The organism is Phormidium tenue FACHB-1050, assembly GCF_014696925.1.
GTDB lineage: Bacteria > Cyanobacteriota > Cyanobacteriia > Pseudanabaenales > Pseudanabaenaceae > Pseudanabaena.
The window spans coordinates 58,021-82,457 of record NZ_JACJQY010000001.1 but is presented as its reverse complement, the minus strand read 5'-3'; the positions used below and the strand labels follow the sequence as shown (position 1 = coordinate 82,457).

Below are 24,437 nucleotides of genomic sequence, written 5' to 3'. Positions count from 1 at the left end.
ATATTACTTACGGTCTTCGTCTAGAGATGTATAAATATGATGCGAATACTGGCCTTGGTTCCTGGTGGAACTGGCGATCAGTTACTATTTTTCCCGACACTGGATACACTCAAGCAACAGTATCCCAATGCCGAGATTGATGTGGTAGTCGAGCCACGCGCAATGGCAGCTTATCGCGTTTGCCAATCTGTGAACCGAGTCCTCAAGTTTGATTTCAAAGATCGCAATTCTTTGGCTGATTTTGGTAACTTGCTTGGGACAATTCGCGATCGCGAATATGATGCAGCGATCATTAGTCAGCCTAGTTTGTCAGTTAACATCTTGTTATGGTTAAGCGGTATTCCTAAGCGAATATCGTTTGCTGGACAGGGTGACTTTTTGCTAACGGATATTATTACTACCGATCCTGAAGAATATGCCGCAGTCCAAAAGCATAACTTGCTAATGGCAATCAATATCCAGAAGCTCTGTCCACCCATTAAGGTCACTCTGCCAAAAATTGATTTGGATTGGGCAGCTAGCGAGCAAAAGCGTCTTGGCATTCAAAAAAGTGGTTTTATTTTGCTGAATTGTGGCGCTTATGCCAATTATCCTGCGGATAGTTGGGCAACGATCGCGCTGGATATGCAGACAAAACTACCTAACTTACCGATTGTGGCGATCGATAGCGTTAATAATGCCGATTTACTGAAGAATTTAACCGCTAAAGTTCCTAATCTCTTAATTACTAGTCCGACCGACATCGGCAAGCTAACCGCTTTTATTGCTTCGGCTAATCTATTTATTTGTGCCGAAGGTGATGCTATGCAACTGGGAGTTGCAGTTGGCACGGCACTAGTGGCAATTTTAGGAGCAAATGCGACTGCTGGCGCGTTACTGCCGATCGCTGAAAAGCGGATCAAATATGTGCAGGCGATCGCAGGACAGCCCCTCAATGAAATCTCACCACAAACAGTCATAGCCAAAATTTGGGAAGGATAATTCATCAAAAAGGCTCGCGTTGCGAGCCTTTTTGATGTTTGCCCAAAAGCTTTAAATTAAGCCTGAAAAAAGTTTGCTCTAGTCATGACAATTCACAGCATATAGTGGTATATCTCAACTATTGAAGACAAATTGGTGGGCAAAAAGGTGATCAAGATGTTCAAAATGGTCGCTCTAAAGACAATAGGTTTAACAACATGAAACCGTTAAGACTTCCTAGCAGATCTGCATGGGCGATCGCCGCCAATTATGTCGCTAGCACTATTTTTATAACTGGGCTGGGCTTGACCGATAGTCTCGGGCTCTCATCAACCGCGATCGCTCAGACAGTAAATCCTGCACTCACTTGCCCCCAGATCACAAATCGACGCTATGTCGTCATGTTGGATCGTCCTGCCAACTTACTACCCCAGTTACCAGAATTTCTCGCGATCGCCGCCGTACCTTGTAATTATCTCAATGCATCCATGACCTTTTTTGGAGGTTTTGACAATGCCCAAGCTTCGACATTTCGCGCCAATCAATTACGAGCGTTAGGGCTAGACGCAGTTGTGCATTCTTTCTCTGCAAAAGTGAATGACATTCCTGCAAACTTACAAGCATCGGTGATTTTGGTGGAACTGAACAAAGAACCAAATATGGCAATTCAACAGGTGCAATTCCTATCTGGAAAGAGTGCAGTTCTTGCCACGTTTAGTAATCGCTCCGTAATTTTGGCAGCCCCACTAGCAAGTCAACAAAGTGCTAATGCGATCGCCTCAAAGTTACGAGGTCAAGGGCTAGCAGCTCAAGTAATTGGTGCATCATTGATTGCTCCTCCCATTGCGTCATCAAATATTTCTCTTCCCACAAATTCTGGCAGAACTTCCAATAAGCCCAGTTCTACTACCACGATTTATCGGGTGCTAGTTCCCAATACAAATGCTAATACCTTAAGACAAGTCCGTGAACTAGCACCCGATGCTTTTGTGACTATTTTTAAGGGGAAATCCTATATTCAAGTGCGGACTTATAGCAATCGTAGCAATGCCCATCGTGAGCGCGATCGCTTGAATGCTCGCTTTGCAGGCACAATTTTAATTCAAGATTAAACCTATGGCATCTGGCTCCAAATCTTCAATTAACGGTGATTTGCCAGCTTACACTGTGCGGGTAAGCGATCGCGCTAAGTCTGTGCGCCTTTCACTTTCCGTAGAAGCGGGTTTAGAAGTGGTTATCCCTGTGGATTATGACCATCAAAAGGTTCCTGAACTGATTCAAAAAAAGCGTGATTGGATTATTCGCAATCAACTCAAACTTGATCAGCGTGAAGCTTTTTTTCAGTCACAAGCTCCCCATGAGTTGCCTGATCACATCAATTTGCGATCGCTGGACGAAGAATGGCAGATTGAGTATCAAGAGGTTTTGACAAAATCAAGGGCGATCGCTATCCAAGAAAAAAAATCTGAACTAAAGCTAGTCGTAAAAGGCAATATTACCGATATCGAAGCTTGCAAATTTTTTCTGAAGCAATGGCTAATGCAAAAGGCGGAAAAACATTTATTCAGTTGGTTACGCAAAGTCAGCATCAGAGCCAAGCTGCCCTATCGTACTACCACCGTGCGTAGTCAAAAGACTTTATGGGGTAGCTGCTCTGGCAATCGAAATATTAGTCTCAATTACAAGCTGCTTTTTCTCGAAGCTAATGTTGTTGAATATGTCCTAATTCATGAGCTATGCCATACAGTTCACATGAATCATTCGGATAAGTTTTGGAAATTAGTCAGTAAGTTTGAGCCAAATTACAAGGTATTAGACAAATCTCTTAATCAAGCATGGCAAGTTATTCCAGCATGGCTAGATTTTTAACCAGAAAAAACTCGCGAAGCGAGTTTTTTCTGGTTAAAGTTTGATTGCATACCCCCCGATAATTACTGAAGTTACGCCTGTCATGCTAATCCTTTAGGGAGATTTTTTAAGTGATGTGAGCGATCTCACAAGACCTAGGTGAATCGCGTCTATGGGTATTTCTAAGTTAAGCACTATACTGTCATATTGAAATTAACAAGTGTGAGGTATGCATTTATGACAGAAACAAAACCAAATTTACTACCAATTATTGGTGGCGCGGCTGTAGTAGTGGCTGGGGGCATAGGTGCTTATTTTTTCTTAAATAAGCCGTCAATTCTGCCCACGGCGAGCAGTACCGCAGGAACATTGTCGATTGTGCCGAAGCAGTCATTGATGGCGATGTCCATCTCCACCGACGAAGCAGCCTTGTCCAAAATAGAGCAGTTCCTGTCTCCAGAAACCAAAAAACTTTACGATCAAGCGATCGCCGAAGTCAGGAAAAATCTCTCCTCAGGTGACGTTGACTACGACAAAGATATTAAGCCTTGGGTTGGTAAAAGTATAACTTTCGCAATTTTACCTTCAGGGAAAACAGCCAGCCTTGTACCAAGCAAATCGCAAGCGGCTATTCAAAATCGCTATGTACCGATGAGCGATACAGGTTCGATTCAGTTTGTACAGGACAAAGCGGCTCCTGCAACCCCTGAAGCAAAAACTATTCCTAATATTTTGATTGTGGTTGAGGTTAAAGACAAAGCTGGTGCTGAGAAGTTTTTGACCGAGAAAATCAAAACTAAGGCAGGTGGTAAAGAAAAGCAGTCTGACTATAAAGGTGTGAAGATCACCCAATATGGCGAAGGTAGTCAGGGCAGTGTAACTGCAATGGTTGGAGATTACTTGATTGTTACTCCTCAAGAACAAACAACGCAGAAAGCGATCGATACTTTTAAAGGTGAAGCTTCGTTAGCAAGTGCAGCAAGTGCTGATGACCTCAAGATTCAAAACCCTGTTGCTCAAGTTTACATCCCTAACTTCGGCACATCAATTGTGGAGCTAGCAGCACTAAATCCTGAAGCTCAGACCATTCCCCCAGAGTCTTTGGAACAATTGAAGCAGATCAAATCTTTGAATATGGGATTTGGTATTGATGATGCAGGTATTCGCTTTAAAGCCCTTGGTAAGTTTGATCCTGCGGCAATTGCTGCCCTCAAAAACTCACCTAACAAGGTTATGAGTCAGATTCCTTCCCAAGCGTTTATGGTAACCACGGGCTTTAATATCAAGAGTTCATGGGAGCAATTTGTAAAGTCGGCAGATAAAAATCCTGAAATCAAGAAAGGGATTGATGAAGTCAGAGCGCAACTGAAGTCCTCACCATTGGCTCTTGATCTTGACAAAGATATCTTTGGATGGATGGATGGCGAATTTGCATTAGCTTCTGTAGCTGGTAAAACAGAAGGAATTTTGGCGCAAACTCAAGGACTTGCACCTTTACTAATGCTACAAACCACAAACCGTGCTGCTGCTGAATCTTTGTTCAAGAAACTAGATGATTTTGCGTCTAAGAATGGTGCAACGGTAGCTAAAAAAGATGTCGGTGGAGTCTCTGTTACTGAATGGTCGGCGGCTGGTGCTGGCGCGATCGTGGCTCATGGCTGGAGTCAACCAGATACACTCTTCATCACCGCATCTCCAATTGTGTCTCTGTTCGTACCAAAACCTGCAACTGCACTGGATGCTGATGCTACCTATAAGTCAGTAATTAGTACTTTACCTACTAACAATGTTGGCTATTTCTATATTGATGCCGATCGCACATGGAGTATCGTTCAAAGCTTCATGCCTGCTGCTGAGAAAGAAAAGACTCCTCCTGAGGCAAAAGCTTTGATTGAGTCTATCCGTGGTATCGCGGCAACTGCGGCTTATCCAAATCCAGAAACTGCTGAAGTCGAAGTAATCTTGGCTCTCAAGAAAGGCGGTAAGTAAATAAAGCCCTTTGTGCTTTCTAAGCAATAAAAAAGACGCACAAAGTGCGTCTTTTTTATTGTTGTTCTAAATATTTTTTGCCCCACAAATGCATTGCATCTAGTACAGGTTGCAAGGTTTTGCCTAAATCCGTGAGCGAATATTCAACCTTGGGCGGAACTTGCATATATACTTCGCGATGAATTAAACCATCATGCTCCATTTCTCGCAGTTGTTGAGTCAGCATTTTTTGAGTAATGCCACGCAAGCTGCGATGTAATTCACCAAAGCGACGTGTGCCATTAAATAATTCGTGCAAAATTAAAACCTTCCAGCGTCCACCGATCGCATCAAGGGTAGCCTCTACTGGGCAACTAGGGCGATCGCTCTGGTAAGTAGCGATACAATCCACTTCAGATAAGGAATTTAGGGTAAATGTATCAGAATAATTTTCCATAGTATCTTTTTGGTATGTACCTTACAAAAAAGTGCATACTTTACTTAAAGAGTGTGAGTCAATTATATTTGATTTGTCGGTAACCAACGCATTTGGACAGAATTCATGAGTGAACCTAAGATTGTTGATAAGAAGCCTGTTGTATTGGAACTAGAGCCTAAAACATATTACTGGTGTACCTGTGGCGAATCTACCAACCAACCCTACTGTAATGGCGCACATAAAGGAACAGAATTTACACCTCTTGCCTTTGAAGTGACCGAAACCAAGAAAGTTGCACTTTGTTTATGCAAGCACACAGGTAATGCTCCATTCTGTGACGGAGCGCATACAAAACTTTAATTCAATTCATAACTGATGTTATGTGGAACCCTCATCCCCCAACCCCTTCTCCCGCAGGAGAAGGGGAGCAAAACCCACATTATTGTCTTGTTCCCCTCTCCTACGGGAGAGGGGCTAGGGGTGAGGGCAAATTATCAAAAACAACTACCAGAGATAAAAATTATGTTGACTATTCGTAAATCAGAAGAAAGAGGACATGCCAACCACGGTTGGCTCGACAGTTATCACACCTTCTCCTTTGCTAACTATTACGATCCGCAGCATATGGCTTTTCGCTCATTGCGGGTGATTAATCAAGATCAGATCGCAGGTGGTAAAGGCTTTGGAACCCATCCCCATCGCGATATGGAAATTATTACCTATATGCTCGATGGAGCTTTAGAGCATAAGGACAGCATGGGCAATGGCTCAGTCATTCGTGTGGGTGATGTGCAGAGAATGAGCGCAGGTACTGGAATTACCCATAGTGAGTTTAATCCTTCAGCAACGGAATCTGCTCATCTATTGCAAATATGGATTTTACCAAATCAAGAAAGTGTCAAGCCCAGCTATGAACAAGTTTTTTTCTCAAGGGAAGAAAAGCTCAATCAGTTAAGGTTAATCGTCTCACCTGATGGACGCGATCGCTCAGTCAAAATCTATCAAGATGCCTATGTTTATGCTTCCATTCTCGAAGATGGTGCAGAAGTAAGCCATACAGTTAGCCCAAATCGCTATGCATGGATACAAGTAGCAAAGGGCAGTGTGTTAGTAGGCGATCGCTTGCTAAATGCTGGTGATGCCATTTCAAGCGATCGGGTTGGCGATTTGAAATTGATTGGTAAAGGTGATGCTGAAATTCTAGTTTTTGATTTGGCTTAATCCAACTCCATAAGACAAAAAACGGCGCATCGCGCCGCTTTTTGTCTTATGACTTTATGCAGGGCTGATAATGGCTAACAGCCTCATAATTACGTTGCCATGTAGATGATGGCTCTAATTCATTTTTGACATAGCGGGAAGTTTTAACAGTCCAACCTGATAGATACTGTGGATTTGGTGGATGTAATTGCTTAAGGATTTGAGACTCCACCTTGATCTGCCAAGGTTTTGGGGTAGAACCCCAAAGACTGGACGCAACTTTACCTTCATTCTCTAATACTTGACATCTCAGTTGTAAAGGGATTTGACTATGATTACGAACGATGAGATCCTTGTATCCATGTGCGACTGCGGCATCTTGACCTAATTCATAAAACCTTGATTCTCCGTAGGCATCAATACTATGGCAATGCCGTTCTAAAATCTCACAGCCTGCATACAGAAAAGTATTGAAAACATTAGTAGCAATCAAACACAATCCTCCCCCCACATCGGTTAGCACCTGACCACGTACAAATACAGGAGCTTCCCTAAACCCATTGGCTCTGGTCGGCGCACCAATGCGATCGCTAAAACTAAAAATCTTTTGAGGAGCAATATGGAGACAATGAATCCTTTGAGCCGCAAGTCGTAAGTTCCAAATTCGATTAGCCCGAATTTCTGATGTGCCGCGATCGGGAATAGGTGTAATAGACTCTATCCATTTATACAAGTATCGATCAGTATCATCAGGAGTTTGTCGATTGGCATAATGGAATGGATATCCTTTGACTAAAGCTTTGGCATATTTGAGACTATTGCGAATTGGCTTTTTAAAATTTTGCCAGACTTGGTTCATGTCCTAAACTCTTTAGATTTGAGTTTTATTTGTCCTAAACAATTTTTACATAAAATCTATAGGAGTTACGCAAAAATCACTTGAAACCCTGTAGGGACAATTCATGAATTTCCCCTACACCTCGTTCATTTGTTTAATTCCTAATCCATTCAACGTCCCGCGCAAAGCGCGGGACGTTTAGTAACAGCTTATTGGAAAATTGCCATGAAATCGCTACAATACTTGAAGCTAAAAATCCAATATTCTCAATAACTAGAGACAAATAATAACTGTGGGCGCAAATAATCAGACCAAAGATCAGTCGAACTTACCATCAGACCATCAACAATTAGCAAAGAAACCAAAAATTGTCTTGACAGGTGGCGGTACTGCTGGTCATGTTAGCCCTAATCTTGCATTGCTTTCGAGTTTGAAAGCTGATGGCTGGGAAGTTATATATATTGGTTCTAATCATGGGATTGAGAAACAACTTGTTGCCGAAGTTGGTATTCCCTACCATGGTATTTCTTCGGGTAAATTGCGCCGCTACTTTTCTTGGCAGAACTTCATCGATCCTTTTAAAGTAATTAAGGGCATATTTGATGCTTATTTTGCGATCGCCAAAATCAAGCCTCAAGTTGTATTTTCTAAAGGGGGCTTTGTCACTGTTCCTGTCATTTTTGCCAGTTGGCTACAGCGGGTTCCTGTAATTATCCATGAATCAGATTTTTCTTCTGGTTTAGCCAATCGCCTATCAATTCCCTTTGCAACTAAAGTCTGTGTCACTTTTCCTGAAACTGCTAAACATTTAGCAAAATATGCTCCCAAGGTTACACATACAGGCTTGCCAATTCGTCCTGATATTCTTCAAGGAAATGGAGAAAGAGGAAGAGCATTTTGTGGATTTAATGCTGATGATCCAGTTCTATTTGTGGTCGGTGGCAGTACGGGTTCAGCAAAAATCAATCAATCTATCCGTGCTGTTTTAGCTGAGCTTACGTCAAAATATCAAGTTGTTCATGCCTGTGGTAAAGGCAATCTTGATGTCAATCTCAATGTAAATCCACGCTATCAACAATTTGAGTATTTAGGAGCAGAACTTGCCGATATTTTAGCGATCGCTGATTTAGTCGTGTCGCGTTCAGGAGCAAATGCTGTGTTTGAGTTTCTGACTTTACGCAAGCCTAATTTACTAATTCCCCTATCAAAATTATCTAGTCGTGGCGATCAGATCCTCAATGCCAAGTCTTTTCAAGCCCGTGGTTATAGTGCTGTTCTCATGGAAGAAGATTTAACTAGTGAGAGTTTATTAAAAGCGATCGCTGATCTTGATCAGCGTCGTGATGAGTATATCCAGAATATGCATCAAAGCGAAGATGCGAATGCGATCGCTCAAATTGTAAAGATTATTAAAAGTGTGGCGAAGCCACACTTTTAATAATCTTTATTCGCGACGTGTTGGTAACTGACCTTTTTTGAGAATATCGATCACCGCAGTATGGCGCTTAAGATCATTGTGGACTTGTTCATAAATTTGGCGATCGCAACCTTTGAGACCGATCACACCATATAACCGTACATTCCCAACTCGACCCTTGAGTGCATGTTCTCCAAAATCAACAACATCGATTTCGTCCTTGACAATTTCGTAAAGCGCACCCGTAATGACGATATCTGTTTCCAATTCCTTGGTCATACCTTCAACACGACTTGCTACGTTGACCGTATCGCCAATAACGGCATATTCAAGACGGCGAGAGGAGCCAATATTACCGACAGTTACTTCCCCATAGTTAATACCAATACCGTTTGAGAATGGGATCATATTTTCAGTTTGCCAGACCTTACGCAGTTCCATTAGAGCAAATCGCATATTTAGAGCAGCATTAATCGCATTCATCGCATCGGCTTTCTCTCCTCGCGAAACAGGTGAGCCAAACTCCGCCATGATCGCATCACCAATGAACTTATCAATTGTGCCTTGATACTCCAAAATCGCATCTACCATTCCAGCTAAATAGGTATTCAGTTGTTTGATTAGTACTTTTGCAGGTAGGCGACTCGAAAGAGTCGTAAAACCTCGAATATCAGAAAAGAGAACCGCCGCTTTGAGTGTGTGACCTTCTAATAAATCACGAAACCCTTCAGGCTGATTGATAATTTCTTCAACAATTGGTGCAGCAACATAACGCTCTAGAGTACGGCGCAGCAAAATCTTATCAATTTGGGCAGCAATGGAACCCGTAGTTAAAAGGGCTATTCCATTTAAACCGATCGCGATCGTAGGAATCGCTACTGGCAAAATCGTACTGGTGTAAATGAAGCTAATATACCCAATTCCAAACCAAGCGATCGCAGTGCCAAAAGACGTTAATATCTGCGTAGGTGGATGCTTAAATCGGCAGAGAATACCCCCTGAGATTCCCACAAGTAGAAAGATGAAAATACCTTTTTGGATAGGATGAGCGAATAGATCAGCCATGCTTTTGTTTTGCATGAGTGTGGCGATCGCATTGGCATGAATCTCAATTCCCGGCATTCGCCCCATCGCTGAGTTTTGGATATCCTGTTTGGAAGCCGCCGTTGCTCCAATCAAAACAATTTTGTCTTTAAAGAATTTACCGCCCTGAAGTTGTTCACTATTCCAATTATACGGATCAACCACATAATAAAATGGAATCTGTTGTTGAGCATTTGTCCATGTATCTGAACCACCAAAGAAATAAATTCCATCGCCTTTAGGTTGGGGATAACTAATTTTGGCGACATTCAAAATCGCAGCCGCAAAAGTTGGCACAATCGGCAAACCACTATCTGCTGGTGGTTGCACGCCCAAACGGTGAATATTGCCTGTAATTTCAGGTTGAAAATTAATTAGTCCTAAGGTATTCGGTTTTATTTGGAAAATTCTATCGGGTGAGGCAAGTTGCATAATATTTGCATCACCAATCTGTGTAAATTCATAACTAGCTGCAAATACGGCGCGTTCTCCATACTTAGCGATCGCTGCTTGAAATTTATCATCATCCGCAGTTCCATGATCTCCAGGGGTCACGAATAAAATATCAAAGGCAACTACTTTTGCGCCAGCTTTAACCAGTTTCTCTAGGACTTGGGCATAGACTACTCGCTTCCATGTAGTTGTGCGAAATGGCTCTAAAAAAGGACGAGTTTTTGGGTCATAAAATTCACCTTGGCTCAAGGAAAGATCATCGATCGCCAGAATCACAATATCTTTGGGAGGAGCGATCGTGCCACGCCAGTTAAAAAAGGCTGATTGGGTTTGACGTTCAAGGTTCTGCACTTCGTTTAGTTCTAAACCCGTAGCGATCGCGCTTAATAATGCGATCGCCCCCACTAATGCATAGCCAATAAACTTGGGGCTTGATAATGCTTTGAACTTCTTTTTGATATTGGCTTTCATTACATTTTTTCGATTTACTCAATCAAAATCTTAATACTAATTTTCAAAAACACTAAAATATTTATCAAACCCCAACTACTGTAATTTAGCGATCATTCATAGCATGTATTTGCACAGCGCAAAAATCGCGATGATTAGGAGAAAGGAATGAAAATAACTTAACTTTCATATTTTTCGGGCTGACTGCAACAAATAAATAACTACACCGTTAGCCCGCTTGTTCGATACAAATTGGGAACTTTTCAGCAACACTCTGCCGTCTTTACTTCAGATCAAGATCAATAGCAGAGATTTGCTAGTTTAGGATCGCTATTTTTACAACTTATTCGATGATTATGCTGAAGAAAAATAAATTGCTCCCTGTCCTATTTGGTATGTTATGCCTATACTTACTCGGCTATGCTTACGCTAGAATCTTTGTCTTTCATGCTGTGGAACGTTATGCAGGTGCGGAAGGCAAAGGCGGTCCAAGGCAAGACTACATTGCTAAAAAGGATCAGCCTGCTGGAGAAGGATGGGAGTACCAGTTATTTTTGCCTGTCATTAAAGCTGAAGAGAGCATAGTCAATTACTTTAACAATCTATAAATCAAACAGGTAATGGGCGCTGCAAAGCAGCGCCCATTACCTGTTTAATTGTTTGGCACAAAGCGATAAGTGATTGGCAGCATTTAAGAATATCTAAGGGTTTCGATTAGATTTCTCTGTCATTAAGTCCTAATCGAATCGTGAATATACTGCCTTTGCCGAGTTGACTTTTGACTTGGATATTGCCCTGATGAGACTTAGCGATCGCCATAGCAATGGCAAGCCCTAAACCAGTTCCACCCGTTTGCCGAGAGCGATCGCTATGGGCGCGATAGAATCGATCAAAAATATGTAGTAAATCAGCTTCATCAATACCGATACCATTGTCCTCAATACGGATCGTTGCCATGTGATCGCTCGGTTCCAAAAACATTTGAACTTTGCCACCCTCTGGAGTGTAATGGATAGCATTGATCAAAATATTGAAAATTAAGCGATAGATTTGTTCTTCATTACCCGCAACATAGATCGGAATCTTGTTAACAAGTTGCAAATGTAGCGTAATTTGTGACTGCATCGCGATCGCGGCTACTTCTTCGATTAAGTCACTCACAATGTCATTGAGACAACAGGATTGGCTGGGTGATTGCTTGGAAACCTTTCCTTCCATTCGTGAGAGCATTAGCAAATCCTGCACTAATTGCGAGAGGCGAATCGTCTGGCGATCGATAGTCTGTAGAGTTTCTCGTGATTCTTGTTCTGAAACTTTCTCACTCATTAGCACCGATTCTACTGTCGCTCGAATTGAAGCTAGCGGTGTGCGGATTTCATGGGCAGCATCGGCGGTGAATTGCTGAATTTGTTGATAGGAGGCATAGACTGGACGCATCGCTTTTTCTGATAAGTACCAGCTTGCCATGCTGACCAACAAAAAGGCGATCGGTAATCCTGTCAATAAGGCAAATTTGGACTCGTTTAGATGTTGGTCATAGTCTTGTAGCGATCGCCCAATTTGCAGATAGCCCCAAGGCTGTCCAGTATTATTTTTTAAGAGTAATGCAACTTGATGGTAGCGATTTCCTTGAGAGTCTTCTAAAGTATGCCAACTTATTGCTTTTTTGCTAAATGGAACAGATTCTATTTGTTGTCCAACTGTAGCTAGAAGCTGCCCCGAAAGATCGAGCAGTCTGACATAATAACCCTCTTGCTTAGTAATTCCTAACACATGGCGATCGCGATCGGGTTCGCATGATTCGCCAATAATGCAGAGCTTAGGCAAGATTCGCTGCACATTGGCACTAATTTTTCCAGTTTGTTCCAAATTTGGCTCTAAAGCATCGTGAAGATTGCCAGAGACTGCAATTAGCTCTTGATCAACGCCTTGCCAGTGAGCATGAGCCATCACCTGATAAGCACCAAGTCCAGACAATCCCAAGATGACTCCCATCACTCCTGCATACCAGAGAGCTAAGGATACTTTTGCTTTGAAAAAGACACTATCGTGATTCATGGATGTTACAGCGCTTTGCGCTTAGTTAAAACCCAGTTGTGCATCGCGGCGGAGCCGCGATGCACAACTTTCCTTTCAGGATATGCGACAGCTTTAATTAACATTAAACCGATAACCCAGACCATAAACAGTTTCAATTAGTTTTTCCTGTCCATATTCCGATAGTCGTCGTCTTAACAGCCTGATTTGGGCAGCAACCACGTTACTTTCTGGTTCTGCTTGCATTTCCCATAGCCGACTGAGAATCTGATCGCGGGTCAAAATTTGATGAGGATGCTGCATAAAATATTCTAAGAGCTGAAACTCTTTAGCCGTCAATTGAATACTCTGATATTTTCCATTAATGTCAGGAGCAGCAATGGTGGAAGTATTGTAATCAAGAACGAGATTGGCAACTTTTAACTGTGTGGCTTGAATTTGTGGCGATCGCCTTTGCAAAGCCCTCAATCTTGCCAATAACTCTAACATCCCAAATGGTTTCACTAGATAGTCATCGGCTCCTGCATCCAGTCCTTGAACACGATCTTCAATCCGATCCTTTGCTGTGAGGAGGATGACAGGAAGAGGATTTTGATTTTTGCGTAATCGTTTACATAATTCTAATCCTGAAAGCTGCGGTAACATCCAGTCCAAAATTGCCACACTATATTCTGTAGGTTGGCGATCAAGGTAGTCCCATGCTTCTTTGCCATTTTGCACCCAATCAACCACATATTTTTCTTGTTTGAGACTACGTTGAATTGCAGTCCCTAAGTCAACTTCATCTTCAACGAGTAAAACTCTCATGTCTTTTTTTCGTTAGTTAAGTTGTCCTCAATCTTTAAACTTAGGTGCAATTTATAAATTACATTTACTGAATTATTGCTTTGATTTTGAGGTTCTAAATTGACACAAACTATCTTTATGAATTTTATAGTGTTTCAGACTATAAAAATAGATTTATTGTTTTAAGTTGTCAACCTATTAAGAACCTTTTATTTTTAGAACTAATTTAATTAGATATAGATGATAGTTGTATGTAAAAATAAATAGGCTGTATATCTTCTCAAAAAAATTTGACTAGTAGTACAATTATCTTAGATACTAATGTATAAATATTAAATATTAAACTGTTAAGAACAAATGGCAAAAATCAAACAACCAGTGCAACTTTCTGGCGATGCATTATTACAGAAAGTCAAAGAACTTGAACATCTGTCAAAAGAAGAAAAAGCTAAGGCTTGTGGATATGCTACTGTTACCAAAAACAATCAAGCTCGTGTTAACTTGATGAAGTTTTATAATGCCTTGATGGAGGCTGATGGGGTTGAACTAGAAGCAAAAGGTAGTGGCAAAGGTGGACGCAGTGCCAGCTATAGAGTTAGCGTACAGAAAAATGGCAACCTACTAATTGGCTCAGCTTATACACAATTGATGGGTCTACAGGCTGGTGATGAGTTGGAAATTCGCCTTGGACGTAAGCATATTCATTTGCGTCAAGTTGGTGCAGACGACGACGAATAAAAAACACAAAACAAGCTTGCTAAGCAAGCTTGTTTTGTGTTTTTTAAGATAAAATTTTGCCATTTTCTACTTGAAAAATTCGGGCAGAATTTAGCCATTGAGCATCAAATGAGCCAAGATGTGTAGTCGTAATAATTGTCTGGACACGATCGCCAATCGCATTCAGCAGATGATCTTGCCTTTGGAGATCAAGTTCAGCAAGGACATCATCTAATAATAATAATGGTGGTTCTCCAACTACCGATTCTAGCAATTCTAACTCAGCAAGTTTTAGTGCTAGTACTAAAGTTCGCTGTTGACCTTGAGAGCCATATTCTCGCGCAGGGGTCGTATTAATTGTCAGAGAAACTTCATCACGATGGGGACCAACTAAGCTTGAGCCTTGATGTTGCTCAATGGTGGCTTTATGCAAAATCGCCTCAAAAAAAGCTTGGTGAATATGCTCCACTGTATCCATTGGTGCAAAAGTAAATTTGGGAACATAAGTAATCTCTAAATACTCACTACCACCGCTAATTGCTTGATGCCAAGTCCTTGCGATCGGGGTTAATCTCTCTAATAGCCGCGATCGCCTCCGAATCAAACGTGTTCCCGCAGTTACTAATTGGGCATCCCACAACGCCATTTGTTGAGGTTCATAGGTGATTTGTCCCTGCTTGATTGACTTTAATAATGCATTTCGTTGTCGCAAAACTTGATTATATTGTTGCAAAAGATTGATATAAATCGGCTCTAGTTGAATCAAAACTGTATCCAACCAATTGCGCCGACTTTCAGGACTCCCTCGCACCAAGTCCAAATCTAAACTCGAAAACATGACCGCATTCAAATTTCCCAAAAAATCTAGAGATCTGGCTTGATTGACTCCATTCACATTGAGAGTCCGTTTGCCACTAGCTCGCAGCCGCATCAATAATTCTATGGGGTAGCCCTCAGGTATGCGCGATCGCTGACAAGTTGCGGTGATTTCCCCCATCACTTCGCCATTACGCACTAAGTCACGATCCTTGCTAACTCGATGCGATCGCAGAGTTGCCAATAGCAAAACTGCTTCGAGTAAGTTAGATTTCCCTTGAGCATTATTACCCACGATTACCGTTTTGGGTGCTGTAAAGTTAACTTCCTGATCGATGTAATTGCGAAACTGCTTGATATGTAGAGATTTAAGGTACATTACAGGGTATTTTTCTTAATTTTGCAAAATATAGCTATACTTCGCAGAATTGGGATTAGAAGCGATCGCAAAATTTGTAACAACTCTCTAAAGCTTGTTTAAAATCTGCAATAGGCAGTTCTAAGCTTAGTTCAGTTTCTGTGTACTCACTCCAAATATTTGCAGTTTTTGGGGTAAGTCTTAACCCATAGGCATTACCGATCCCTTCAGCATGAATGCGATCGCCGATCTCAATCTCTTGGATTATTGCTAAAATTTCCGCACATACAGCCGCAACACCTTGGATTTCTGATTGCAAGTATTGACCGAGTAATTGATATTCAGGTTCGGTATCAGCTTGAAAGTAGCCTTCTTCATCTCGATAGAATTTGATATTGATCATTATGCTCTAGTGAAAATGCTGTAAATAGGAATGTGATGGTTTGTACATTCCGCTTACCTACGGTAAATGGGATAAGCCGTGGTAATTGTATTTGTCACTTTATTATAATAACCTTCAATTCTTAACCCACTGGTTGAAGTACCTTGCCAAGGTTCTTTAGATTTGTTTGCTGAGTTAAAAGCACTTTTAATTTCTGACAAAACTTGAGCCTGAGACCAGCGATCAGGGAAAAAAGAAGAACTAGAAATTTTGCTAACCCATTGACCATTGGCAGGATTACGAATCTCAACACGACCGATGTAAACCCCTTGCTGATTTGGCAGTCCTGTAATTTTGACCATTTTTGCATTATTGGCATCTTTGCCATTAAGACGATGATGATAACCAACTGCTAAGCCTCGGCGATTAATTTCTCCAAGAAAAATGTGAGTTTTATTAATTGTCAACGCCTTAGCAATAGGAGCTTTAGCGATCGTGGTGGGGCTAAAGTTCTGGACTATTGGGACAGAAAGTTGAGTTTGAGGAGTAGTTGCCTGTGGACTAAGAAAAACAGTGCTAAATATCGCACCCAGTGAAGTTAAACCAACTACTAATTTAGAGATCATTGTACTTGTCATAGTTTTATTTAAAACTGCTCTAAAAAATTGGGGTGAAAAATTGAGATAATCTATGTCGCAATCTGGTTATGTTTTATGGTCACAAATTAATCGTAAAACATGATTATTATACAAAGAAGGAAAATTTTAAACTGTGGCGATCGCAAACCAATACGGCTATTACACCGAAGATTATCGGGAATTTGTGATTACAAATCCGCGCACCCCGCGCCCTTGGTTTAACTATATGTGGAATAGCCAGTATGCAGGGCTGATTTCCCATACAGGTGGTGGCTTTAGCTTCTTGGATTCGCCCCGCGATAACCGCATTAGTCGGATGCGTTATAACTGCCTTCCTTGGGATCGTCCTGGTCGCTATGTGATGATCAAAGATACTGCTACAGATAAGTATTGGTCACTGAGTTGGTCGCCGACAATTCATCTTAACTATGACTTCTATGAATGTCGGCATGGACAGGGCTATACCAAAATCACGACCGAAATTAATGGAATTCGAGGGGAAATTACTTACTTCGTTCCCACTGATACTAATGCTGAAGTTTGGCGCGTAAAATTAACGGAACTGTCAGGACAGACGCGAGATTTAGAAGTTTATTCCTTTTTGGAATTGCTGATGGGGAATGCTCTCAATGATCAAATTAATCAACCGAATGACAAGCATTTCACGGACATTCATTTTGATCAAGATTTGCAAGCCTTGGTAGCCACTCGCCGCTATTGGGTGTTGAATAAGGGCGTTTCCGTAAAGCAGCCAAATATTGACTGGAAGTATCAGATTTATTTTTCTCAGAGTTTACCGATTTCTGGTTTTGATAGTAGTCTCGATACTTTCATCGGCAGATGGCGATCGGAATCAAACCCTGTAGCTGTAGAAACAGGGGTAATGAAAAACACAGAAATCACGGCTGGTGATCCTGTGGTAGCTTTGCAATCAAAGATCTCATTGGCGGCGAATAGTTCTGTTGATTTCGCGGTTGTTTTGGAGATTGCGCCGAAAGAGATCCCCCCTACCCCCCTTGTAAAGGGGGGCAAGATTATGGAAGTTGTTGATCGCCAGTTTGAGCAGCTTAAACAGAAATGGGATGCTCATTTATCCTGTGTGCAGGTGCAAACGCCAGATGCAGCATTTAACGCCATGATTAATGTCTGGAATCAGTATCAGGCAGCAGTTACCTTTGATATGGCGCGAAATTCGGGCTACTATCACGGCGGATTACTGTTTGGTACGGGAATGCGCGATCGCTTCCAAGATATTCTCGGTGTAGTGATGGTTGATCCTGCAAAAGTGCGCGAAAGATTGATTAAAGCACTCAACTTCCAATTTAAGGATGGATCCACTCTACATAATTATTTTGTACTAACCAATACAGGCGAACGCACCAATCATTCCGACACACCGCTTTGGATTCCCTTTGGCATTGTCGAATATCTCAAGGAAACTGGTGATTTCTCGATTTTAGAAGAAGTAGTTCCTTACCATGATGATACTTCAGGGACAGTTTATGAGCATTTGGTAAGAGCGCTAGACTTTGCGATCGCCAACACAGGCGAACGAGGAATGCCCCGCATCTTTACAGGTGATTGGAATGATACGCTCGACCATGTTGGCTCTCAAGGCAAGGGCGAAACTACTTGGGGTGCTTTCTTCTTGGGCTATGTGTTGAATAAGTCACTGCCTGTCTGTGAACATCAAGGAGATAGTGATGCGATTAATAGATTCCAAAAATTCTATGAGCATCTGCGTCAAGTAACTAATGACATTTGTTGGGATGGAGAATGGTATTTACGTGCTTTTCGTGACAATGGCGAACCAATTGGCGTATCAAATGCAAGTCAAGGCAAAATATTTGTCAATGCCCAATCATGGGCAGTAATTTCGGAACTTGCCCCGAAGGATCGCGCCGATCGCTGTATGGCAAGCAGTCGTGAATATCTGGCGACACCATTCGGGATGCAGATTGTTGCTCCTTCATTTACGGAAATTGATGATACGGTTGGGTTAATTAGTCGTTGTGTGCCAGGGAAGAAAGAGAATGGCGCAGTGTTTAACCATGCCTCATCTTGGTTTGTCCTCGCTTCGCTTCTCAATGGTGACACCGAATTTGCATGGGAAATCTATCGTCGGATGATGCCGATTAATTCCTCACAGGCAACTGATGATAAATGCGATCGCTTTGAAACAGAACCCTATGTCTATCCTGAATATGTGACTAGTCCAGATCACGAAACCCAAGGACAGGCAAGTCATTCATGGCTGACAGGTACAGCAGTATGGATGCTACGCATTGGCATCGATTACATTTTAGGATTTCAACCTACTTTCACAGGCATGATTATCGATCCTAAAATTCCAAATGAATGGTCGGGCTTTACTGCACAACGCAAGTTTCGCGGTAAGACGCTCTCGCTGACAGTAGTTAATCATAGCGATGTCAAACAAATGCTAGTCAATGGTGAAGTTGTAGAAAGTAACTTCATCGATATGGCTCTCTATGAGGACGATGAAATAGCGATCGCCGTTCATCTTTAAGATCTAGCTAGAGATCGCAAAGCGACCTCTACCTGACTGGAATTATTCACCATCAAAAAATGAGATGCAGAGATAAACGCCGCATCTCATTTTTTGTCAGCATGACGGGATAATTTAACGAATAAAGCAATACCCGATTAAATTAGTCGGGTATATTTGACGACAATTAATGCCTGTGTTAATGTTCATTTCAATAAGTAAATCAAAACAAACACCTTTATTGATTCAAAGGGCAACCAAGAACATGACTGCAACGATTGTTTCTCCTTACACCAGCGATCGCGTTGATACATTTAGTAATCTCAAGTGCAAAGAGTGCGGTGCAGAATATGAAGCCAAAGCGATGCATGTTTGTGAACTATGCTTTGGTCCCCTAGAGGTTGCCTATAACTATGATGCGATCGCCGCTAGAGTCAGCCGTGAAACAATTCAAGCTGGTCCCCTCTCAATCTGGCGCTATCGCGATTTCCTCCCAGTCAAGACTGACGACTATATCGATGTATCCACTGGCATGACTCCTTTGATCAAAGCAAATCGCCTTGCAAAGCGTCTCGGCATCAAAAATCTCTACATCAAAAATGATGCTGTCAACATGCCCACCTTGAGCTTCAAGGATCGCGTAGTTTCTGTAGCGCTTAGCCGCGCCCGTGAATTAGGTTTCACCACCGTTGCTTGTGCTAGTACTGGCAACCTTGCTAACTCCACCGCCGCGATCGCAGCCCATGCAGGTCTAGAATGTTGCGTGTTCATTCCCTCTGACCTCGAAGCAGGTAAAGTTCTCGGTACAACCATTTACAATCCCAAGGTTTTCTCAGTACATGGTAACTACGACCAAGTAAATCGTCTTTGTTCAGAAGTAGCCAACACTCATGGTTGGGGATTTGTCAATATCAACCTGCGTCCTTATTACTCTGAAGGTTCCAAGACCCTTGCCTATGAGGTTGTCGAACAACTCGGCTGGAAGTTGCCCGATCACATCGTTGCACCTCTGGCTTCTGGCTCTCTATTCACAAAGATTTACAAAGGCTTCAATGAATTTGTGAAGGTTGGCTTAGTCGATGACAAAGCTGTTCGATTCAGTGGCGCACAGGCTGAAGGTTGTTCACCGATCGCTGCTGCTTACAAAGAAGGTCGCGACTTTATCACTCCTGTTAAGCCTAAGACAATTGCCAAGAGCTTGGCGATCGGCAACCCTGCTGATGGTATCTACGCGATCGACATTGCTCACAAGACCAATGGCAACATCGAATCTGTTAATGATGATGAAATCATCCAAGCCATGAAGTTGCTTGCGGAAACTGAAGGTATCTTCACCGAGACTGCTGGCGGTACGACGATCGCAGTTCTCAAAAAGCTAGTTGAAGCTGGCAAAATCGACCCTGAAGAAACCACTGTTGTCTATATCACAGGCAATGGTTTGAAGACTCAAGAAGCTATTCAAGGCTATGTTGGCGAACCATTCTTGATTGAGCCAAAACTCGATAGTTTCGAGCGTGCGCTAGAGCGTTCACACACTTTAGATAAACTCGAATGGCAAACTGTATCCGTCTAGTGTTATTCACGTCCTAAAAATAAGAGCAGTGCAATGTACTGCTCTTATTTTTAGGACGTAATACCAAAACACAAAATGGCTACGCCATTTTGTGTTTTTAAAACCCTTACTGGGTTTTATACCAATTCACAAAAGTGCTGCCACACTTTCGTGAATTGGTATAAAACCCAAAAAGCAAGTGGCGGCGCTTTGCGCCGCCACTTGCTTTTTGGGTTTTGGTATAACTCTTTTTTTGCTATATGATCGAAGTTATGGAACCTGAATTTAATCCCCTTACTACTGCTCATATCGATCTCCAATTAGCAGAAGAATTCCCAGAGATTCGGTTGGAAGCAGAGAAGTTTGAGTTATGGTTCCAACCAGTCTATGAGTTGGCTACAGGCAAGATATTACACAATGAAGTGCTAGTACGTTGGCGAGACGAACAAGGTAGTTTACGACAACCGCAAGAATTATTAATTGCTCTCCAAGATACTCAATTACTCAACCAGTTAGATCGGATTGTTGTAGAAAAATCCATTGCTGTATTATCTCAGCAAGCTAATATAAAAGTCTCGATTAATTTATCTGACGAAATTTTTGTAGATCAGGAATTTCTAGCTCAACTTTATGCATGGTTCAATCAATATAAAGTTGCTGCAAAAAGAATTAGTTTTGAAATAGAAGAAGAAATCCTTTTTCAAAAACAATCACTGGTGCTTCCATTTATTACAGAACTACAGATGATGGGCTGTGATATCGTGATTGACAATTTTACGGGTAGATTTTTTTCCTTACTAGAACTACAACAGTTACCCATAGCTATAATTAAACTAGATCGCAGGTTTGCTCGACAACCTCTATCTTTAGCCCAAAAACAGCTAGTAACCGCGATCGCCTATACGAGTAAAATTTACCAAAAGCAATGCGTTCTTAAGGGGATTGATGATAAATTTGCTTTAAACTTTGCCAACAATCTAGGAATAAAAGGAGTACAGGGATATTCCCTTTGTAGACCTCAAGAAAAGCCTAAAACCTTTGGGCTAATTGGTTTAATGCTGATCCGAATTATTGCTGTTGTAGTTTTATTATATATTATCAAAAGTTTCATGGGTATAGATATCTTCCCAAATATCCATGCGTGGGAAGTCATAAGTGATTTTATGCAATCTATCTTTGAAGGAAAATGATTACAAATAACAAATCGGTAGTGCTAAAGAAGTAAGTAGCTCACCATAATTAAAACCTAACCCAGATTATCGAGTCGCCCGCATAGCGGGCGACTCGGCAATCTGGTAAGTTTACTTATGCTTAACTACTTATGTTTCTGTCAACCAACAGAACTGATAACCATTAAGAACAATGCGTTCATCATGTTGAGATGGCTTTTTACCAGTATATAAATCGATAAATCGACTATAAGCACTAAAACCCTTATTACTTAACGCTGACAAGTCTAAATATTGCGGATTTACATCAAAATTGGCAAGTACCAACACTTTCTCGGATGGACGCTGATGATCGAACCGAATAAAACCGAGCAAATGTTCATTGTCTAATTGCAGCAATTCACGATTATTAAAATCGGCAAAGGCTGAGATCTCTTTGCGAATAGCAATCATTTTTTTCATGGCAGTGAAGATCGCATATTGTTCAGTGCCTTGTTTTTTGCGGAGTTCGGCTTTTTCCCAATCAATTTTCGGACGATGAACCCAACGATTATCACTGCTTTTGCTAGGATCGTCGGTAAAGCTGTAATCATTGAGCACACCGATCGCATCACCGTTATAAATTAAAGGAATTCCACCAAAGGATAGAATGATTCCATGCAATAAGAGAATTCTATTAATAGCAGTAGAAATCAAGTTTTTGTCTTCCGACTCCAGAGCTGATTCTAGCCCGACCAGAGAAGCTAATGACCCACAGATTCGTCCATCTCCTGTTGCTTCATTATGCATGAATTCTAGTCCCCTAGCAGAGCCGTCAAACTTACCGCTAAAGTAATCAATTAAAAAGCGTCTGTGAGAATAGGGTTCGTAACCCGCTAAGCGAATATCGTTATCGTCAAAACCAAACCCAATATCATCATGACAGCGGACATAATTTAGCCAAGTCGCCCGTTCCAGTTTATTGGGCAGGTTTTTAATCCCTTGACTGAGAAGTTTCGTGTTTTTAGTTGCCACGCTATCCCAGAGCAGAGCCATTAAAGTAGCGTTATAGGCAATTTCACATTCTTTAGCAACGATCGCATCTTCTCCAAAATATTTAATCACTTCCACAGGTGCAACGATCGCTTCAGCAATAAATAACACTCCTGGAGCAGTTACTTGGCAACAGTCCTTCATTAACTGCAAAATCAAATGCGCTTTGCGTTCATTTTGACAGGAAGTTCCGATCTTCTTCCATAAAAAAGCCACCGCATCAAGCCGCAAAATATCCACACCTTGATTTGCCCAAAACAGAATAATGTCCAGCATCTCAATAAATACATTAGGATTGCTGTAGTTCAAATCCCATTGATAATCATGGAAAACTGTCATTACCCATTTCTGCATTTCAGGATTCCAAGTAAAATTTCCGGGAGAAGTTTCAGGAAATATCTCTGGCATACTCTGCTCGAACATATCAGGAATTTCTCGACTTTCAAAAATATAGTAATAGTCCTGAAAGCGGCGATCGCCATTAATCGCTTTCTTAGCCCATTCATGTTCATCAGAAGTATGATTGAGAACAATATCGAGAACTAATAAAATATCGCGTTTGCGGAAGTCGGCGGCAATGTGGCGTATATCTTCTAGATCCCCAACACGTTCATCAATTTGCCGAAAATCACTGATGGCATAGCCTCCATCACTTTTACCTTCAGGACATTTCAAAATGGGCATAATATGCACTAAATTAATACCTAATTCTTGGAAATAGCTGGATTTGCTGGCCAGATCCTTGAGATTATCAGCAAATCCATTGGAATAAAGCGCCATTCCCACCCACTTTTGAGACAAAAACCAGTTGTGATCCTGTTCGCGTAGAATATCCAATCGCTCCAATTCCGCAGAGCGATCAATATATCCCTTCGCCATTGTTTCCACTAGGCGCAACATTTGCAACTTAAAATCATTACGATGTCCGTATAGCGTATAAAATAGCGAATGGATTGCATAAAAATTTGCTCCCAACCTCGTATAAAAATGTCGCAAGTCTTGACGGCGAATTTCAGGCTTTAAATCGTCAAGGATAGAATTTAAAAGGGAATGAGAGATTTGTTCGTACATGGATTTTCCTAAAGTATGTTTGCTTATAGAATGTGTGTCACGCTTTTAGCGACACATCATTCTATCCATCTTTGATTGTCTAGATAATAATGGACAATTCCCACCAAAATTCCTGCGCTATAGTTTCCATTCATGGCAAAAAATGCCACGAGCTAAATATAAACTGTGGATATTCCCTTGTTCCTTTGGTTGTTGTTGAGATTAAGTAACTATAGCAATGTAAGTTTTGCTTAGGACATTAAACCCAAAAGATGAGTGGCGGCGCGAAGCGCCGCCACTCATCTTTTGGGTTTTGATTTTTGTCCGAGCTATCTCTTACATTGCTGTATATCAACATAGACACGGGCGACCAAAATCGAAGGCATAGGACTAATACCAAAACACAAAAAGGCGTAGCTATTTTGTGTTTTTAAAACCCTTACGGGATTTGGCTTTTAATTCACGAAAGTGTAGTCACACTTTCGTGAATTGGTATTATAGCTGCCGTCGATTGTGTTAGGACAAAAGCAAAACCCAAGAAGAGAATGGCGGCGCTTCGCGCCTCCATTCTCTTCTTGGGTTTTATGTCCTCATACACTTGGCGACAGCTAAATCAGTAAATTTCCCAAACAAGGTTCTAAAATCAAGTTTTGTAACAAAATCAAACAACTTGGAGATCCCATATATCAAGTCAATCGTTGGGTTGGGAAGTTAGTTATAGAAACCTTGAGGAAA

At 41.5% G+C, this 24,437-nt stretch carries 21 protein-coding genes; 12 read left to right on the top strand and 9 right to left on the bottom strand.

Features of this window, described 5'->3' with window-relative positions:
- Positions 1-36: 36 nt before the first annotated feature.
- From H6G05_RS00385 to H6G05_RS00370, 4 genes are all read left to right on the top strand, one after another.
- A complete protein-coding gene (locus H6G05_RS00385; protein WP_190575293.1) occupies positions 37-981 on the top strand; it encodes a glycosyltransferase family 9 protein in 945 nt (314 codons plus the stop codon).
- Positions 982-1,178: 197 nt separating this feature from the next.
- The gene (locus H6G05_RS00380) at positions 1,179-2,072 is read left to right on the top strand and encodes a hypothetical protein (RefSeq protein ID WP_190575292.1); all 894 of its coding nucleotides are present in this window, start codon (positions 1,179-1,181) and stop codon (positions 2,070-2,072) included.
- Between the two features lie 4 nt (positions 2,073-2,076).
- Positions 2,077-2,829 (top strand): M48 family metallopeptidase, encoded by a 753-nt coding sequence (locus H6G05_RS00375; protein ID WP_190575290.1) that lies wholly within the window; start codon positions 2,077-2,079, stop codon positions 2,827-2,829.
- Between the two features lie 216 nt (positions 2,830-3,045).
- Positions 3,046-4,797, top strand: coding sequence for a DUF3352 domain-containing protein (locus tag H6G05_RS00370; RefSeq protein ID WP_190575289.1), 1,752 nt, complete (start codon positions 3,046-3,048; stop codon positions 4,795-4,797).
- A 55-nt stretch (positions 4,798-4,852) separates the two neighbouring features.
- Here the strand turns inward: H6G05_RS00370 and H6G05_RS00365 are convergent, their stop codons facing one another.
- A complete protein-coding gene (locus H6G05_RS00365; RefSeq protein ID WP_190575287.1) occupies positions 4,853-5,233 on the bottom strand; it encodes a winged helix-turn-helix transcriptional regulator in 381 nt (126 codons plus the stop codon).
- Positions 5,234-5,338: 105 nt separating this feature from the next.
- Here H6G05_RS00365 and H6G05_RS00360 point away from each other — a divergent pair, with 105 nt between their 5' ends.
- Together H6G05_RS00360 and H6G05_RS00355 are read left to right on the top strand one after the other, a co-directional pair.
- Positions 5,339-5,575 carry a CDGSH iron-sulfur domain-containing protein gene (locus tag H6G05_RS00360; RefSeq protein ID WP_103668946.1) on the top strand — a complete coding sequence of 79 codons (237 nt, stop codon included), beginning with the start codon at positions 5,339-5,341 and terminating at the stop codon, positions 5,573-5,575.
- 162 nt (positions 5,576-5,737) lie between these two features.
- Positions 5,738-6,436 (top strand): pirin family protein, encoded by a 699-nt coding sequence (locus H6G05_RS00355; RefSeq protein WP_190575285.1) that lies wholly within the window; start codon positions 5,738-5,740, stop codon positions 6,434-6,436.
- 46 nt (positions 6,437-6,482) lie between these two features.
- On the opposite strand, the gene H6G05_RS00350 is transcribed toward H6G05_RS00355, so the two are convergent.
- A complete protein-coding gene (locus H6G05_RS00350) occupies positions 6,483-7,274 on the bottom strand; it encodes a VanW family protein (protein WP_190575283.1) in 792 nt (263 codons plus the stop codon).
- A gap of 271 nt (positions 7,275-7,545) precedes the next feature.
- Between H6G05_RS00350 and H6G05_RS00345 the strand changes: the two genes are divergently transcribed.
- Positions 7,546-8,691, top strand: a complete 1,146-nt coding sequence (locus tag H6G05_RS00345; protein WP_190575281.1) for an undecaprenyldiphospho-muramoylpentapeptide beta-N-acetylglucosaminyltransferase — start codon at positions 7,546-7,548, stop codon at positions 8,689-8,691.
- Between the two features lie 6 nt (positions 8,692-8,697).
- Here H6G05_RS00345 and H6G05_RS00340 read toward each other — a convergent pair whose 3' ends face one another.
- Positions 8,698-10,677 carry a CHASE2 domain-containing protein gene (locus H6G05_RS00340; protein WP_190575279.1) on the bottom strand — a complete coding sequence of 660 codons (1,980 nt, stop codon included), beginning with the start codon at positions 10,675-10,677 and terminating at the stop codon, positions 8,698-8,700.
- 374 nt (positions 10,678-11,051) lie between these two features.
- Between H6G05_RS00340 and H6G05_RS00335 the strand changes: the two genes are divergently transcribed.
- On the top strand, positions 11,052-11,264 hold the full coding sequence (locus H6G05_RS00335; protein WP_242025166.1) for a hypothetical protein: 213 nt from the start codon (positions 11,052-11,054) through the stop codon (positions 11,262-11,264).
- A 106-nt stretch (positions 11,265-11,370) separates the two neighbouring features.
- Here the strand turns inward: H6G05_RS00335 and rppB are convergent, their stop codons facing one another.
- Together rppB and rppA are read right to left on the bottom strand one after the other, a co-directional pair.
- On the bottom strand, positions 11,371-12,714 hold the full coding sequence (gene rppB / locus H6G05_RS00330; protein ID WP_190575277.1) for a two-component system sensor histidine kinase RppB: 1,344 nt from the start codon (positions 12,712-12,714) through the stop codon (positions 11,371-11,373).
- Positions 12,715-12,807: 93 nt separating this feature from the next.
- The gene (gene rppA, locus H6G05_RS00325) at positions 12,808-13,500 is read right to left on the bottom strand and encodes a two-component system response regulator RppA (RefSeq protein WP_190575275.1); all 693 of its coding nucleotides are present in this window, start codon (positions 13,498-13,500) and stop codon (positions 12,808-12,810) included.
- 336 nt (positions 13,501-13,836) lie between these two features.
- Between rppA and H6G05_RS00320 the strand changes: the two genes are divergently transcribed.
- Entirely contained in the window at positions 13,837-14,217 is a 381-nt protein-coding gene (locus H6G05_RS00320; RefSeq protein WP_094529391.1) for an AbrB family transcriptional regulator, read from the top strand.
- 43 nt (positions 14,218-14,260) lie between these two features.
- Here H6G05_RS00320 and recF read toward each other — a convergent pair whose 3' ends face one another.
- The 3 genes from recF to H6G05_RS00305 are packed head-to-tail and all read right to left on the bottom strand — an operon-like array spanning position 14,261 to position 16,390.
- Complete coding sequence (gene recF, locus H6G05_RS00315) at positions 14,261-15,391, bottom strand: DNA replication/repair protein RecF (protein ID WP_190575273.1); 1,131 nt, start codon at positions 15,389-15,391, stop codon at positions 14,261-14,263.
- 55 nt (positions 15,392-15,446) lie between these two features.
- Positions 15,447-15,773 (bottom strand): YacL family protein, encoded by a 327-nt coding sequence (locus tag H6G05_RS00310; RefSeq protein WP_190575271.1) that lies wholly within the window; start codon positions 15,771-15,773, stop codon positions 15,447-15,449.
- Positions 15,774-15,826: 53 nt separating this feature from the next.
- Entirely contained in the window at positions 15,827-16,390 is a 564-nt protein-coding gene (locus tag H6G05_RS00305) for an EndoU domain-containing protein (protein ID WP_190575269.1), read from the bottom strand.
- A gap of 133 nt (positions 16,391-16,523) precedes the next feature.
- Between H6G05_RS00305 and H6G05_RS25755 the strand changes: the two genes are divergently transcribed.
- From H6G05_RS25755 to H6G05_RS00290, 3 genes are all read left to right on the top strand, one after another.
- Positions 16,524-18,920, top strand: coding sequence for a GH36-type glycosyl hydrolase domain-containing protein (locus tag H6G05_RS25755; protein WP_190575267.1), 2,397 nt, complete (start codon positions 16,524-16,526; stop codon positions 18,918-18,920).
- Between the two features lie 244 nt (positions 18,921-19,164).
- Complete coding sequence (thrC, locus tag H6G05_RS00295) at positions 19,165-20,472, top strand: threonine synthase (protein WP_094536083.1); 1,308 nt, start codon at positions 19,165-19,167, stop codon at positions 20,470-20,472.
- A 239-nt stretch (positions 20,473-20,711) separates the two neighbouring features.
- Complete coding sequence (locus H6G05_RS00290) at positions 20,712-21,641, top strand: EAL domain-containing protein (protein ID WP_190575265.1); 930 nt, start codon at positions 20,712-20,714, stop codon at positions 21,639-21,641.
- 129 nt (positions 21,642-21,770) lie between these two features.
- On the opposite strand, the gene H6G05_RS00285 is transcribed toward H6G05_RS00290, so the two are convergent.
- Positions 21,771-23,723, bottom strand: a complete 1,953-nt coding sequence (locus H6G05_RS00285) for an alpha-amylase family glycosyl hydrolase (protein WP_190575263.1) — start codon at positions 23,721-23,723, stop codon at positions 21,771-21,773.
- Positions 23,724-24,437: the final 714 nt, after the last annotated feature.